General features: G+C 50.9%; 11 protein-coding genes. 9 read left to right on the top strand and 2 right to left on the bottom strand.

The window, feature by feature from the left end:
- The first annotated feature begins 205 nt into the window (after window positions 1–205).
- From C812_RS16460 to C812_RS16430, 7 genes are all read left to right on the top strand, one after another.
- On the top strand, window positions 206–871 hold the full coding sequence (locus C812_RS16460) for an MOSC domain-containing protein (protein WP_016313783.1): 666 nt from the start codon (window positions 206–208) through the stop codon (window positions 869–871).
- A 226-nt stretch (window positions 872–1,097) separates the two neighbouring features.
- Complete coding sequence (locus C812_RS16455; protein ID WP_244268342.1) at window positions 1,098–4,253, top strand: copper amine oxidase N-terminal domain-containing protein; 3,156 nt, start codon at window positions 1,098–1,100, stop codon at window positions 4,251–4,253.
- Between the two features lie 143 nt (window positions 4,254–4,396).
- Window positions 4,397–5,368, top strand: coding sequence for a phosphotransferase family protein (locus tag C812_RS16450; RefSeq protein ID WP_016313781.1), 972 nt, complete (start codon window positions 4,397–4,399; stop codon window positions 5,366–5,368).
- Window positions 5,369–5,646: 278 nt separating this feature from the next.
- Window positions 5,647–6,645: a glycosyltransferase gene (locus tag C812_RS16445; protein ID WP_016313780.1), complete on the top strand. Its 999-nt coding sequence runs from the start codon at window positions 5,647–5,649 to the stop codon at window positions 6,643–6,645.
- A 209-nt stretch (window positions 6,646–6,854) separates the two neighbouring features.
- Entirely contained in the window at window positions 6,855–7,340 is a 486-nt protein-coding gene (locus C812_RS16440) for an RDD family protein (protein ID WP_016313779.1), read from the top strand.
- A gap of 81 nt (window positions 7,341–7,421) precedes the next feature.
- Window positions 7,422–8,333, top strand: coding sequence for a polysaccharide deacetylase family protein (locus C812_RS16435; protein WP_016313778.1), 912 nt, complete (start codon window positions 7,422–7,424; stop codon window positions 8,331–8,333).
- Window positions 8,334–8,369: 36 nt separating this feature from the next.
- Window positions 8,370–9,659, top strand: a complete 1,290-nt coding sequence (locus tag C812_RS16430; protein WP_016313777.1) for an MFS transporter — start codon at window positions 8,370–8,372, stop codon at window positions 9,657–9,659.
- Window positions 9,660–9,688: 29 nt separating this feature from the next.
- Here the strand turns inward: C812_RS16430 and C812_RS16425 are convergent, their stop codons facing one another.
- Both C812_RS16425 and C812_RS22590 read right to left on the bottom strand, forming a co-directional pair.
- Window positions 9,689–11,416: a putative bifunctional diguanylate cyclase/phosphodiesterase gene (locus C812_RS16425; protein ID WP_016313776.1), complete on the bottom strand. Its 1,728-nt coding sequence runs from the start codon at window positions 11,414–11,416 to the stop codon at window positions 9,689–9,691.
- Between the two features lie 282 nt (window positions 11,417–11,698).
- The gene (locus C812_RS22590; RefSeq protein ID WP_016313775.1) at window positions 11,699–11,854 is read right to left on the bottom strand and encodes a hypothetical protein; all 156 of its coding nucleotides are present in this window, start codon (window positions 11,852–11,854) and stop codon (window positions 11,699–11,701) included.
- Window positions 11,855–12,094: 240 nt separating this feature from the next.
- On the opposite strand from C812_RS22590, the gene C812_RS16420 reads away from it, so the two are divergent.
- Both C812_RS16420 and C812_RS16415 read left to right on the top strand, forming a co-directional pair.
- Entirely contained in the window at window positions 12,095–12,898 is an 804-nt protein-coding gene (locus C812_RS16420) for a formate/nitrite transporter family protein (RefSeq protein WP_016313774.1), read from the top strand.
- Between the two features lie 171 nt (window positions 12,899–13,069).
- A complete protein-coding gene (locus C812_RS16415; protein WP_016313773.1) occupies window positions 13,070–16,117 on the top strand; it encodes an EAL domain-containing protein in 3,048 nt (1,015 codons plus the stop codon).
- Window positions 16,118–16,171 lie beyond the last annotated feature (54 nt).

Here is a 16,171-nt window from a genome sequence, read left to right as displayed (position 1 = left end):
TCCTCTCTTTGATGCAAGGGATCGTATTGATTGTAAAAAATCATTGTTGTGAGATCATGGATGTCTACTAGTAATACGGTTCAGGAGCCCGGCAAGTTTCAAATTGGCTCCAATCCCTTGAATGAAAGGGTGGTGCTCAAGGGGGGTGTCCCTTATAATGAAATTTATTTCACGCTGATTTTCGGAACAGAAGGGGCTGAGAGGAATGGGCGATCAGATTCAGATGACAGTGCATTCGCTCAACGTGGGAAAGCCAGTCGAGGTGGAACATCAAGGCAAATTGGTACGAACAGGTATCTTCAAAACACCGGTGACGGAAGCAAGGTATCTCTCGTCGGTGAATTTTGCCGGTGATGAGCAAGCAGACCTTAAATATCACGGGGGACCTGACAAGGCGGTTTGTGTCTATCCGTATGAGCGCTATGCTTATTGGGAAGAGAAGTTGGGAATTACCTTGGCACTTGGGGCGTTTGGGGAAAATATCACAACCGAAGGCATGCTCGAAGATGAGATCTGCATCGGTGACCGGTTCCGTATGGGCGGTACGATGGTTCAGGTCAGCCAACCACGTCAGCCTTGCTTCAAGCTGGGAGTGAAGCATGGTTTGCCTGAACTGCCGCTGGCCATCCAGCATACGGGATATACCGGATATTATTTCCGGGTGCTCCAGGAAGGAGAGGTTCGGCCCGGGGATCAACTGGAGCTTGTCGAGAGGCATCCCGCAGGAGTTACGATGACGTTCGCGAACCGTGTGATGCACGTCGACAAAGAGGATGCCGAAGGGATTCGGCGTATTTTGGCCGTGGAGGAGTTGTCAACCAGTTGGCGTGAACAGTTGACGGCCCGGTTGAATCGATTGACCGGCAAATAACCAGCTTGCAATACATCCGCTGCCCGTGATGGGGGCGGATTTTTTCATGCTTCTAGTCCTAGATAGATGGCGATAGTCCCTGGTTTATCCAGCTTTTCTCGTTCGGGGATAGGCATCCAGGAGTGAAAATTTTTTTACAAGCGGGAAACATAGAAACTTTTGCCTGGCATCGCACGTCAAATGGGAAGAGCTACTTTTTCTATAGCTGTGCATTAGCAAGGGGAGGATGAGATATTTGAAAAAAATTTGGGCTTCGCTCTTAGCCGTACTCTTAATAATACCAATCTTTCAACAGACGACGGCGCAAGCGGCTACGCCGATCAGCATTTACATTGATGGCAACCGTCTGACTACCGACCAGGATCCGGTTATCATTAGCGGACGGGTGATGCTGCCGCTCCGGGCTATCTTTGAAGCGCTGGACGCCAAAGTGAACTACAACCAGACGTTGAAGACCGTTACCGCCTACAAAGACGGTACAACGATCACGCTGAAGCTGATGTCGCGTTCGGCAACCATCAACAATGAGACGGTTTTGCTCGACGTGCCGGCACAAAGCGTGAAAGGCAGAACAATGGTGCCCGTCCGCTTCGTCAGTGAGGCGTTAGGGCAGCAAGTCGGGTGGAACAATTCCGCCAAAATCGTGACGATCAAATCCGGCTTTGGATCAGGCGGCTCGGGCGGCTCGGATAACGGAAGTGATCCTGGTCCGGTAACCTACGTCACGGCCCGTGATGTAGGAAATTACGGGGATGGACGGGATTTGCAAATCAGCTTCTCGAAATCCTCGAACGAATCCCGCGTTGAACAGTATCGCGTGATGGTCGTGAAGGCAGCGAATGCTTCCAGCTTTAATCTGGCAGCCGCCCAGAAAGTCGGCTCGGCCAATTACACCTCGTTGTCTCCGTCAGGATCTGATCCGTCCTTAACGCTGTCGGCCAGTGCACGGGATGTGGACGGAGCAGCGATTCGTGAGGATCAATCCTACGTTGCTTATGTATTGGTGATCGGCAAAGGCAACAGCGCCAATACGTTGTCGAATCCATCACCGGCCTTTACGTTGACCAACACCGTGTCCGTTGCGGCTCCAACGAACGTTAAGGTCAGTGACGTGAGCGATTACGGCGATGGCCGCGACCTGAGCGTCACCTTTACAAGAGCGCAAAATGAAAGTAACATCGCGAACTATCGCGTGTTCGTCGTCAAGACGAAGGACGCTAGCAGCTTTACAGCGAGCACGGCGAACAACCTGTCCAGCTCTTACTACACGCTTGTGTCCAAATCAGGGAGCGGATCGACGTTAACCGGTCAGTTGTCCTCTTCCACACGGGATACGTCCGGTGATCTGATCAAGAACGGCGTGTCCTACACAGTGTTTGTGTTATCCGTGAGCAATAGTACGGGATATTCGAACAAATTGTCGTCCGGCTCCTCGGCGATTACGCTCTCGCAAGGCTCGATTATCGCGCCGGTCATCACGAAGGTGGAAGACTGGAACGACTACGGCGACGGCCGCGACCTGCGGGTGAGCTTCAACCGGATCTCGGATGAAACGCGGATCAGCTCGTACCGGATCTTCGTTGTGAAAGCCAGTGACTATGCGAACTTCAGCCTGGCCAAAGCAAACCAAGTCTCCAGCGTGAACTATACGCAGGTGAACAAGACCGGTTCGAATATTACTTCGTATGCCTTGTCCTCCAATGCCCGGGATGTCGACGGAGCCACGATTCGCAACGGTGTCAGCTATCGGGTATTCGTTATGGCCGTGGGTACCGGGGCTTACGCAGGAACCAATACGCTGTCGTCCGCTTCGGCTGCGATCACGTTAACCAATGGCAGCACGGTGGATATGGTATCGAACGTCACGGTCGAAGACGTGAGCGATTATGGGGACGGCCGCGACCTGAAAGTAACCTTCACTCGGGCTGCGAACGAAACGTATATCAGCAACTATCGGATCCTGGTGGTCAAAACCTCGGATGCGAATAACTTTACGTTAGCCAAGGCTAACAATGTTGGCAGCGCCAATTATACGACGGTGAGCAAGAACGGCTATACACTTTCCACGGTTCTGAAATCGGGGGCGAGAGATGTCGACGGAGCCACGATCCGCAACGGCGTCAGCTATCGGGTGTTTGTCCTGTCGGTAGCCAGCAACGGATATAACCTGAGCAATGCGTTGTCTTCTTACTCCTCGCCGATTACATTGTCGCCAAATACAATTGATGCGGTTTCGAATATTAAAGTCTCCGACGTAAACGATTATGGCGATGGCCGGGATATGCAGGTATCATTCTCACGTGCTTCCAATGAAACGTACATCAGCCAATACCGGATCATGGTGGTGAAATCTTCGAACGTTGGCAGCTTCAACTTATCGAAAGCAAACGCGCTGTCCAGCGATAGATATACGTCGGTCAGCAAAGGCAGCAATACATTGATTGCTACTCTAAACGCAAGTGCGAAAGACGTTGACGGCGACTGGATTAAAAACAACGTCGCTTACCGAGTTTTTGTCCTGTCCGTAGCCAATAACGGTGGGAACAATGTTTTGTCGACGTACTCGAACTTAATTACGTTAAGCGACAATAGCGCTGTTAGTGCAGTTGATGGTTTGTATGCACAATTGAATGGGACGAAAAGCGGTACCTACCGAGATATCGATTTCGGTTTTAATAAGCTGGCAAATGAAAGTAATGTCGTGGAGTACCGGATTCTCGTAGTTCCAGCATCAAAAGCGGGTAACTTTAAACTTACGGATGCCAACAAGGTCAACGATCCAGAGCGATTCACATCGGTAAATCCGAGCGGGAAGAACGTGAAGCAAACCTTGGCACACTCGAAGGACGTTGATGGAAATGAGATCAACAAAGATACCTCGTATCAAATTTTTGTTTTAACTGTAGCCAAGAACGGTGCTAACGCTCTATCTGCCGCGTCTAATGCTGTGAAGCCTGCAGTGGGACCGGATAATATTTCGGTTGCTCCGGTAACTCGACTCAATGCGGTGGCTGAAGGGAACTCCATTAAGGTTGATTTTGAGCAGCCTGACAACAGTAATTACATTCGATCCTATAAGGTTCTCGTAATTTCTGAAGACCAAACTTTAAACTTGGATGCGGCTATCGCTTTGAAAAACAATGGTGTCAATGTACCAGCCGATAATGGCACACTCAGTACTGTGGTTAGCCAAGATATCTATCACAATCCAATTGCTGCCGGAAAATACAGAGTCTATATTTTGTCAGAACCGGATGGGACTAATGCAAAAGGATATGCACTTTCGAACCCTATAACGGTAGAAGTCCCTGTGGTACAATCGGAGCCCGAGGATGAGGGGCAAGGTGCAGAGCCGAAGGATACGGATTCATCTTCACTGTAAATTCGATGTGCATTCACAAGAGCGGTGCGCTTAAGGCGCCGCTCTTTTTTGTGTGTGTAATTGGCCAATACAGGCGGCGGATTGACAATCTTTTCAAAATTTATGTAACATTAAGGTCAAACTAGGGAGCGGAAGGAACCCAAATGCGGAACATCGATGCAGTAGTCAAAGCAGACGGAACGCTGGATGAGAGCAAGATCTGGCGCCGGGAACCTATGTACCAAGGCATGAATGGACAATGGGTGGAGCGGATCTACCTCGCTCCGGGTCAAAGTTATATTTTCAAGCCGCTGACGAACGGGGAATCGGCGGACCGGGAGGCATGGGTGTACCGGAACGTGTTGGCGGAGCTGCCTGAGATTCCAGCGCCGATGCTGCTTGCCGCTTCGCCGGAGGGGAGCGGTGCTAAGAGCTGGGCGATCTTCGAGGATCTGGGGCAGCTGAACCATACCTACCGGCTGGAGTACGCCCGAGCGGCGGTGCGACAGCTGGCTCGCCTGCATGCGGCTCCCGTGGAACAGTGGCCGAGCTTGCCCGCCCAAGGCCCGAAGCCCGGCATCGGAGCCATCGCCGCAGACGTGCTGAATCGGCGGGAGGAGGCACTGGCTGTCTTAGGCGGACAGGGGCTGCCGGTCCAGTGGTTGGATTCCGAGGTCATCTCGGCGGTCCGGGACGGGCCCGGCTTCACGGCCAAGCGGCAGGTACTGTCGCATGGCGATCTGCATCAGGGCAATTACGCCGTGACAGGGGCGGGGCGCGTGGTGTTGCTGGATTGGGAGCATACGCACCGGAATCTCCCCTATTGGGATTTGTACCATCTGATCGACATGTCCCATCCGCGCTTTCCTAAGGTGATGCCGGCAGAGGATCGGATGGAGCTGCTTGAGACGTATCTTGCAGAAGCGGACAAACAGGGCACGCCATGGGTCAAGGATGTGCTGATCCGGGAGTACGCCTGGTTTGCTGCGATCTTTTCCCTATGGATGCTCCTCTTGATTGAAGGAGATTTGCGCCGAGGCGGCGGCGTTTGGACGAAGGAAGGGCTGCTGCGGCAGCGGGAAGAGACGGCGAAAGGCTTGACTGGATGTTTGGAACTGCTGGAGAACCATGGGTAGCCTATGAACACTTGCGATTGCGATCTGTTAACGGACTGTAGTGACCTTATCAGCTCATTTTTCGAATATTTCCTGCAGTAACGGACCTGTAAGCCGCTATTTGGGCTATAAAGAGGTGTTTCTACCGGATTTGCCTACAATAAGGTCTCTCAAGTCCGTTAAACTCGCGTAGCCTCGGATTCATAGCCATTAGCGTCCATTAGGTCCGTTAGCGGTTGACGAAGCAAGACATGACGTGGCAAGCCACATACTACTATATCAACTAGAGGCGGGATCAAATGAAGAAAGTCGGTTTAGTCATGCGAAAAATCCAGTTTGCGGAAGCCCAAGGCCCGCGCGTGTTTGCGGAGCGGCTGCGCGACATCGGCCGGGAACTGGGCGTGGAAGTTGTGTTCATCTCACCGGAGCGCCATGTCAGCGGACACGATTGGCTTCCCGGCTATGAACATGAGAAGGGGGATTTGGTCAATTACGATATCGTGCTGGACCAGATTTACTCGCAGAACATCGAGCACGTGATTTATACGGTATCCGGGTTTACTTTTCTGAAAATGTTCCTCCCCAATAGCGTACTGTTTCCCCACAGCTTCCCTGATCCGGCGCTGACAGGTTACGAAATGATGAAGCCGTTCTATGGCATCGTGGACAAGGCGATCGTACAGACGGAGTTTTTGCGTAAGCAAATGAACGACGTGTTTGGTGTGACGGATGTGGATGTGATCCCGATCGGATTTAATGAAACGTTAGCGGAGCGGTATTATGACCCTGCGGCCATTGTGGAGAATCGGGTATTGTGGATCGGACGGGATGAGGAGAATCGGCGGCCGGACCTGGTGCTGGAATATGCGCGGCAGAACCCGGACAAGGATGTCGTGATGGTGTTTGGCGGGGAGCGTTATAAGGAAAGTGTGAAAAAATACAACATCCCTCGTAACGTTACCCTGAAGTTTGCATTAACCCAGGACAAGGTGTTCGCGCTGATGAACTCGGCCAAGGTGTACTGGAACTGTTCCCGGTTTGATACCTTTGCGATGCCGCTGACCGAAGCGCTGGCGATGGGCAAAATCGTCGTCAAACCAGAGCATCCGTGTTATGGCCACATCAGCTCTCGGCACGCCTTTTCCGGCAACGAGCACAACTGGTTTGAGCTGGTTAACATGGCGGCAGCTTCACCGCTGAAGTTTTCCAGGGACAATCGGGATTACGCCTTTGAGAAGTTTTCGGCGACCGTGATGAAGCGAGGCTACGAGCGGTTCTTTGGGGAGTGGCTCAAATGAGCGAGCGGACGGAAGAAACCAATGCGGCTCGGAATATCATTAATAGTTAATCACGATAAGGACAGTCGATTCACGACTGCCCTTATTTTTTTTGCCTGAGCAGGAATTATTAGGATATAAGCGGAATTACAAACTCAAGAACTATAGGCTTAAGTTCCAACATACACTTGGTATATAAATTCATCGGCCAGAGAAAGGGCTGAAGTTACATGTCACAACCCATGCTTACCGATGGGCAACCGTTTTTCTTTTATGAGCCGCCCTCCACACAGAACCAGGATCAGGGGGAACGCCGTGAGATGATGTATCGCGACCCGGACCAGATCTACGTGGGATTCTGGCGAAGGCTGCTCGCGTATTTGATCGATGCTGCCATTTTAACGCTTGTCAATTGGTTGCTGCCTTTGCCCGATCTGGTCCAGCGGATTCTGGATATCTTGTATTTTGTGATCATGCCCTGCTCTTCCTGGCAGGGGACGGTCGGGAAGCGGGTGATTGGCGCAAAGATTGTAGGTGGTCAAGGAGAACGAATTTCGTTATTACGTTCGCTCTGCAGGTACTTTGCTCAGATTTTATCCGCTTTGATCCTGTTGATCGGTTTTATCATGATTGGTTTTACCCGGGAGAAGCGGGGATTGCACGATTGGATCTGTGACACGTACGTCATTAACCGGGATTCGGAGATTTATCCGTAACCGAAGATACACTTCGGTTATTTTCAATATTCATGTAAGCGTTTTAATTAATTGGAAGAGCAGAAACGGAGGAGAAGGCAAATGACATTGGCAGAGCGATTGGGGTACGGGCGGGAAGCCAAACTGTTGATTGTAAACGCAGACGATTTCGGCATGTGCCATGCGGAGAATATGGCGATTACCCAACTGCTGCAGGAACGGGCGGTATCCTCCGCGACGGTGATGATCCCTTGCTCCTGGGCCAAGGAAGCAGTGGCGTGGAGCGTTGCTAATCCAGAGTACGATGTGGGGGTCCATTTGACGTTCACCAGTGAATGGAACGGGTACAAATGGGGGCCGGTTACCCGGGATGGAGACGTGCGAACTCTGGTGACAGAGGAAGGTTATTTTCCCGAGGACGTCGCCCGCTTCGAATTGCAGGCCACCCGGCCGCAAGTGCGCCTTGAGATGATTAACCAGGTAGAGACCGCGCTGGCGCTAGGCCTGGCACCTACACATCTCGATAACCACATGGGCAGCTTATATGGTTTGGCAACGGGGAACCATTTCCTGGACGTGACGTTTGAGATTTGTGCGGATTACGGCTTGCCCTTCCGGTTGCCTCGTTCGCTGCCGCAAATAGGGAAATTGCCCCCGGAGGCGAATGCCCTCATGCGTCAGGTCACCGAGTTAGCTGACCGGATGGGTGTGATTCTCCTCGACGATCTCATCGGTTTGCCCTTTGGCAAGCAGCCGGGCGAAACATACGAGAGCTACAAACGCGATATGATTGCGGTTCTTAAAGGGCTCCGCCCCGGTGTTTCAGAGATTATCATCCATCCAGCGCTTGCAACGGAAGAGCTGAAGGCTATCCATCACGAATGGGAAAAAAGACATTGGGACTACATGTTGTTCCGTGATCCGGACATTAAGACGGTTCTTGCGGAGGAAGGCATCGAGATGATCCGTTGGAAGGACTTGCAGGACCTGCAGAAGTCACAGCAGCGGCTTTAGGGCCGGCTGGCTGATTGAATAAAGGAGGCAGGGCGAATGATGCGAACCGCAAATCCGGGGAACCGGACGGAGCTTCAAAAGGTAGCCTACAGTTCGGGCAATCTGTCGGTCAATTTGATGTCGCAAGCTTTTGCAACCTATCTCGTCTATTATTACGTCGACGTGCTGGGCGTACGGCCCGCCTGGATCAGCTTGGCGATGATCTTTCACGGCGTGCTGAATGCCGTGCTGAACCCGTTGTTTGGTCATTTGTCTGACCGGACTCGCACCCGGTTTGGCAGACGCCTCCCTTATATCGGGTTTGGAATGGTTCCGCTGGCGGCAGCGTTTGCATTGCTGTGGACGCCCCCGGCGGCGGAAGGAGCGGCCTTCCCATATTTTATTGGCACGGTGATTCTGTATGATGCATTATTCGTCTTGGTTGTTCTGAACTACTCGGCTTTGTTCCCGGAGATGTTCCAGAGTATTAAGGACCGAGCGTATGTCTCTTCATGGCGGCAAATGATGGGGATCGTGGGCATGATTGTAGGTGTCGCGATTCCGCCGCTCCTTTATTCTCAGATTGGTTGGGGTGCGATGGGGGTTATATTCGCTGGATTGTCGGCCATCTTCCTAGCGTTATCCCTTTGGGGCAGCCGGGAGCATCATGATCCGGAACGTGCCACCTTCCGTTTATCCACAGCGGTTCGACATACTCTGGGGAACCGAGCGTTTGTCCTTTACGTGACCGGCAGCTTTCTGGTGCAGTTTACATTTGCACTGCTGCCTGCCGGGATTCCGTTCTACACCAAATACGTGCTGGGCCGCGAGGAGAGCTATAACACCTTGTTGCTAGGGGCCATCTTTATCACCGCGATTCCTTGCGTATTTCTGTGGGGACGGATCACCGCCAAATATGGAGCTCGGCGGGGAATCCTCATTGCGGTGGGCTGCTATGCCGCAGCGTTGCTGCCGTTCGGCTTGGTTACACAGGCAGGCGGGGCGATGGGCACCGCTGCAGCCGTCGGCATCGGATTGGCAGGACTGCTGGTGCTGCTTGATGTCCTGTTGTCTGAGGTGATCGATGAGGATGAGCGGCGTACTGGGGCAAGACGGGAGGGCATGTACTTCGGCATGAACGGATTTATCGTGCGCTGGGGCGTTTCGCTGCAGGCGGCATGCATGGGGCTCATTCTGGAGGCGAGTGGTTACGACGCCGCACTAAATGAGCAGCCGGCATCGGCCGCGATGGGCATCCGATGGATGCTTAGCGGGATACCGGCTGGAGCGTTGCTGCTGGCATGGTTATTTTTTTACTTATTCCCTTTGGGCAAGAGAACGGCATAACCCGAGAGGATCGGGGGCTGTAACGCCCATTAACTTGATTTCAGCAAGCCTTCTACGGCTTCTTCGTTCAGCGGACGGCTGTAATAGTAACCTTGAATTTGATCGCAGCCGTTCTTCTGCAGAAATTCGAACTGCGCTTTCGTCTCGACGCCTTCGGCCAGCACCGTCATACCCAGCGATTTGCCTAACTGGATGATGGAGCGAAGCAGAGAGTTGTCACGTTCGGAGCACGGCGTCTCCTGCACGAAGGTTCGATCGATTTTCAGCACCTGAACCGGGAGCGACTTCAAGTAATGGATCGAGGAGTAGCCTGTCCCGAAGTCGTCTACCGAGAGTGAGATGCCCTTTTGCTGCAAGGCCGTTAAAGTATCCTTGATCATCACATGATCGTTTAACAGCGATTCGGTGACCTCCAGCTCCAAATACTGTGGGGCAAGACCTGTCTCGTCCAGCACCTGTTCAACGGTACGCAAGAATTGCGGATGTCGGAATTGCACCGCTGAGACATTCACCGATACCGGCAGCTTCGGATACCCGGCCTCTTGCCAACGTTTATTGGCTTTGCACGCCTCCAACAGGACCCATTCGCCTAATTCAACGATAAACCCATTCTCCTCGGCGATCGGAATGAAAGAGTTGGGCGGAATGTATCCCTGGACAGGGTCCTTCCAGCGGATCAGCGCTTCAAAGCCGGTCAGCTCTTGGGATAAGGCATTTACCTTGGGCTGGAAGTGAAGCTCAAACTCCCCTCTTGCCAGTGCGCGGATCATTTTTTTCTCTAACGTAATTTGGCTCTGCAGCCGATCCATCAGGTATTGATCATAGTAGTGCGGGCCTTCGAGCGCTTCCTTCTTGGCTTCCTTCATCGCCATTTCTGCATGCTGCAGCAGTTGATGAATGTCAGATCCGTCGTCCGGGTAGAGGCTGATCCCCATTCCGAAACTGACCTGGAACGCATAGTCGGATATTGTGTAAGGCTCTCTAAGCGCTTTATACAAATCTAGTGCAAGTGTATGTATGTATAAGGGATCCGTGATATTCGACACCAATACGAAAAATTCATCTGCAAAATTCCGGCATATCGGTGTTCCATCCGGGAATGAACGACGCAGTCTTTCTGCGACTTGGCGCAGCAGTTCATTGCCTTTGCTCTCGCCATAGCTTTCATTAATCAGCCGAAAACGGTTGAGATTGATACAAATGACAGCGGCCGTGGTATTCTCGGCTTGGGCCGAAACGAGCTCGGTGTACATCAGCTCCTTAAAATAATTGGAATTCAGCAGGTGGGTCACCGGATCGAAATGGGACAACTGACGAAGTCGTTCCCTTGAAGCTTGTTGCTTCTCCATTTCCCGAGTTACGTCGAACTGAAGCCCAATGAAATAGAGCAGATGCCCGTCCGAATCCAAAATGGGACTGATGACAAACTGGTTCCAGAAGGTGCTGCCGTCCTTTTTATAGTTCTTGATGGTTACTGTAGCGGCCCCAATTTCCTTGATTGCTTTCCGAATTACGGCTAGATGTTCTTTGTTGGTCTCTTTTCCCTGAAGGAAACGGAGATTCCGATGGAGAACCTCCTCTCGCTTGTATCCGGTAATCTTCTCAAATCCTTGATTGACATAGACTAATGGATTGTCCGGAAGATTCGGATTTGTAATCGCCAGGCCAACGCCCATCCGATCAATGGCCTGAAACAAGGCCGAAGCGGTGAGCACGGATTCAGGCTGGAATAGGGAGCGTATCTGATCGTCTTCCACAATACAAAGCCTCCTCGAAATGATCCGCTGTAGAAGTAGAATAACAGACGATGTATGTCATACGGGAGAATCTACTAAAGTCATCACTTATGACTCCATCATACATGTGGCACGGTACCGATGGCAATCGATTTTTCCGACAAAGTGCGACAGAAGACGCGCATCCTTTCACCTAAATGCCAGTAGTCGTATGATAGAGGACAAAAGTTTACTTTTATCGATCAGATACAAAAAAAGCGAGCCTGGGGGGTCCCTAAGCTCGCACTTATTTGAATAGGCTGACTATTGAACGTCAGTTACCTCGGATTGCATCATTTCCAGCTTGCGGATGATCTCCTTTTGCCATTGGCGGTCGCCCAAATGGGTGGCAAGATTGAGCAGATCTAAGTAATCATCGATGTTCAGCCTTGTCTTTCTGCGGGCGGCTAACAATCTCATGGGCATTCTCTCCTCTTACACTGTTGTTCGTTGATAAACCAGGTCAGCTCTGAATCAATAATGATAATCATTATCATATAATCCTCATTTTTATTATGCACAAATCTGTATCGCTTGTAAATAGCAGCAATACCGTTTATTTTAGATTTAAACGAAAATGGGGAGTGATGGGATGGCTGCAGCCAACAAGGGATAAACTAACCTCAAAGAACACCATAAAATGAATTAACGGGGGGCGTTATGGAGACTGAATCGCTGTTAAAAGTTGAGGAGCTCGCAATCAAGAAATATAAGATTTTTATGCAAAGTCATATCCGGTATATTGCCAGAGCAATGCTGGCGAGCATGTTTATCGGATTTGGAGTCATCGTTGCGTTTAAGAGCGGGAACTTCTTCTACGTGGAGCATTCGCCGCTGACCTATCCGATGGCCGCCTTGACCTTTGGCGCTGCAATTATCCTTATCGCTTACGGCGGCGGGGATCTATTTACCGGAAATACGTTCTATTATACATACGCGGCTTTAAGGAAACGGCTGAAATGGCTGGATGTCACCAAGTTATGGGTGTTTAGCTACCTCGGCAATATTTTGGGCGCAGCCGCTTTTGCCCTTTTGATTTACTTAACGGGCTTATTTGCCGATGCTTCGGTGAATAGCTTCTTGCTCAACGTAGTTGAGCATAAGATGACGACTCCTGCCACAGAATTGTTTTTCCGCGCCATTCTTTGTAACTGGCTGGTGTGCCTGGCTTTTTTCATTCCGATGGCGCTGCAAGGGGATGGGGCGAAGATGTTTGCGATGATGTTGTTTGTCTTCTGCTTTTTTATCTCCGGTTATGAACATAGTATTGCGAATATGTGTACCTTCGCCATCGCTTTGGTGCTGGACCATCCCACCACAATATCGTTTGGCGGTGTTCTTCACAACTTGATTCCTGTCACCCTAGGTAATTTGGTTGGCGGGGTGCTGTTGATGGGCTTTATGTACTATTTCGCCAACAAGCCGTATCTGGATGCGGAGGATGCTTCCGGTACGTCGAAATAGCCAACAGGTACAGTCAGACATCTTCTCATCAGGAGGTGTCTATTTTTTTTTGTAGAACCATGTAATATGGCATAGGTCTTCTTGTACTCCTATGATAAGATAAAGCAAAATATGCTAATTTTCGTGATTTGATAGTACCTCCACTATCCTAACGTAAAGGGTGTATCGCGAATGAAGCAAATCCGTCTGTTATGGGTGGCATGCCTGCTTGTGGTTTTGGTCACGGCGGGGTTAGGCTCGACAACAGTCGAAGCGGAGCAGAAAGAGGTTCGTTACCAGACGGAGCTGGACTATCCTCCTTATAAGTTCAGTCAAAACGGATTTCTGATGGGCTTCGATCTGGAATTAACCCACATGCTCTTCAAAGAGAAGGACTATACGCTGGTTTACTCCACCTCGGATTGGAAAAACGTGTACCAAGCTCTTACGGAAGGAAAGGCGGATACGTCCGGATTAATGGTGATCCAAGAGAATCGAAGGCAGGATGTGCTATTTTCCAAGCCGGTGATGCGGACTTATATCGGAGTCTATGCGGGAGAACATTTTCGCGGCTCATTAAGGACGGATGAACTCCACCAATATTCCGTTGGCGTAGGCGCCGGACAATATACGGAAGATATTTTACGGACTAAAGTTGGTGTAACGTCTTATCGTACATATCCTACCGTCGAAGCGGCCCTTGCCGCATTAAAACGGGGAGAAATCGACCTGCTGTTTGAGAATGAGAACGTCGTCGATTATTTGATTGTTAAGCAGGACATGACCGGAGAGGTTCACAAGTTGCTGGAAGGTTTGTATCCCTGCGATGTGGCTTATGGGATCAGCAAGCAAATGCCGGAGTTGGTTGAGTATGTGAACCGCCGGATTGATGATGTGAAGCGCTCAGGGGTATATGAGGAGCTCTATCTGAAATATTTCTTCACCCATTCTGAATCCTACTCTTACGCATTACGGAACCGACTGATTCTCATCGGCGGACTGTTGGTCGGAGGGGGAGCCATCGGCTACACTTTACTTCGGACGTACATCAAACGTCTGCGCCGCACGATTCACGGCGAACGGGAATTTTCGAGGGAAGTGCTGGATCATAGCAACCTGTTTATTTGGGCGGTACATGGTGACGGGACAACGGTGCGTTTCAATCGGTACGCCGAGATGATTACCGGTATTCGGGAAGGAGAAGCGATTGGACGGCCATATACGGAGCATGCTCTGCTGCAGCACGCTTGCCGGGAGTTGATTCCGCTGTTGGATCAGGCGCTTGCGTATCGTTTTGTGGATCATTGCGAGATTCATTTATTTTGCGCGGATCAAGGGAAGGATAAGGCGTTCTTGTTCCGCACGACAGTGATTCCCGGACTGAAAGGTGACCCCGATGTTTTCATCATGACTGGTGTAGATATCGAAGAGCGTAAGCAATTCGAAAATAAGCTGCATTGCAGCTATCAGGAGCTGGAGGCTGCGCATTTAGAGTTAACGGCGACTCAGGAAGAATTAAGACAGAACTTCGATATGCTGCTGGATAATCAGGAGCGGCTAAGACGAAGCGAAGAGCGCTATCGCATGGTCACGGAGGCATCCAACGGCGGAATTTGGGAGTGGGATTTGGATCGGAACCATCGGTATTATTCGCCGAGATGGTTTGAACTGCTGGGTTACGAACAAGAGGATTTAATAACCAGCGAGATGATGCAACAGGTGGTCCATCCGGAAGATAATGCGAAAATCCATGAGGAATTTGCGTCCTTACAGGCAGGGGTCAAAGAGGTCTTCGAGTGTGAATATCGGCTGAGGTGCAAAAACGGGGAGTACCGCTGGTTTTTAGGACGAGGGAAGGCGCTGTTTGATGATCAGGGGCGGGCTTATCGGATGGTGGGATCGAATATCGATATTCACCAGTTGAAATTGTACCAGCAGCGGATGCGACATCTCGCCTACTACGACACACTTAGCGACTTGCCGAACCGGTTATATTTGCTTGAAAAAATGGATGAACTGGTTTCCCAAGAGGATGCCAAAGCCGCATTATTTTTCGTAGATACGGATAATTTTAAATTTATTAATGATACGTTGGGGCATAAATTTGGAGATCGTCTGCTGATACAGGCCAGCGCTCGCTTGACCTCCCTGATTGGAGAGGTCGGGATGCTCTTTCGCCTCGGCGGGGATGAGTTCGTGATTTTGATGAATGATGCGGGGAAGGAAGAAGCAACGGGACTGGCCCAAAAGCTGATCCAGGGATTCAAGGAACCGTTCCGGATAGACGACAGCGATTTGTATGTATCGATTAGCATCGGAATATCGTTCTACCCGGAAGACGGACGGAGCCCGGAGGAAATTCTCAAGAATGCCGACGTCGCGATGTACGCGGCCAAAGAGGCGGGGAAAGGCCAATATGCCGTCTTCGCTCCAGCTTTCCTTAAAGCCTTTAATGAGCGAGTGGTCTTGGAAAAGAACCTGCGGCATGCGCTCGACCGGGGTGAGTTCATCATTCACTACCAGCCTCAAATCTCGGTTCGCGACGGCCAAATTTGCGGGTTTGAAGCGCTGATCCGTTGGAACAGTCCGGAACTTGGATTCGTATCACCTTTATCCTTCATCAAAATAGCCGAGGACAGCCGCCTGATCGTCCCAATCGGCGAATGGGTGCTGCGAGAAGCGTGCGCTTTCGCCAAACGTCTTGAGGACGACGGATTTGGAACGTACAAAATTGCTGTGAACATTTCCGTGGTTCAGCTGCTTGAAGAAGACTTTGTTGGCAAGGTGTTGCAGATCCTTCAAGAGACCGGCTTGAATCCTGAATACTTAGAGCTGGAAATTACCGAGTCGATGATTATGGAAACGTTGGAATCACTGGTGCCGAAGCTCAATGAATTGAAAGCCAACGGCATTCAAATCGCATTAGATGATTTTGGCACCGGCTATTCCTCGCTGGGGTCACTTAAGCAGATGCCAATTACAACATTGAAGGTGGATCGATCATTTATCGAGCATTTGCCGGAACAGGATGACAGCCGCTCGCTCGCGAAAGCGATCGTTCTGATCGGACGCAAAATGGGGCTGCAGGTCATCGCCGAAGGCGTAGAAACCAAGCAGCAGATGGAGCATGTACGCCGCGCGAAATGCGATGTCATTCAAGGGTATTATATTAGCAAGCCGCTTCCGGAGGCAGAGCTGCGCGATTTGCTGCGAAGCTTCCCGCTGGATGAGATGGCATAAAAATAACCCGCAGTCTCGTGGAATATAGAACACGAGACTGCGGGTTATTATTTT

Source organism: Paenibacillus barengoltzii G22, assembly GCF_000403375.2.
Taxonomy (GTDB): domain Bacteria; phylum Bacillota; class Bacilli; order Paenibacillales; family Paenibacillaceae; genus Fontibacillus; species Fontibacillus barengoltzii.
The sequence above is the reverse complement of the archived record's forward strand: the minus strand, read 5'-3'. Positions and strand labels throughout refer to the sequence as shown.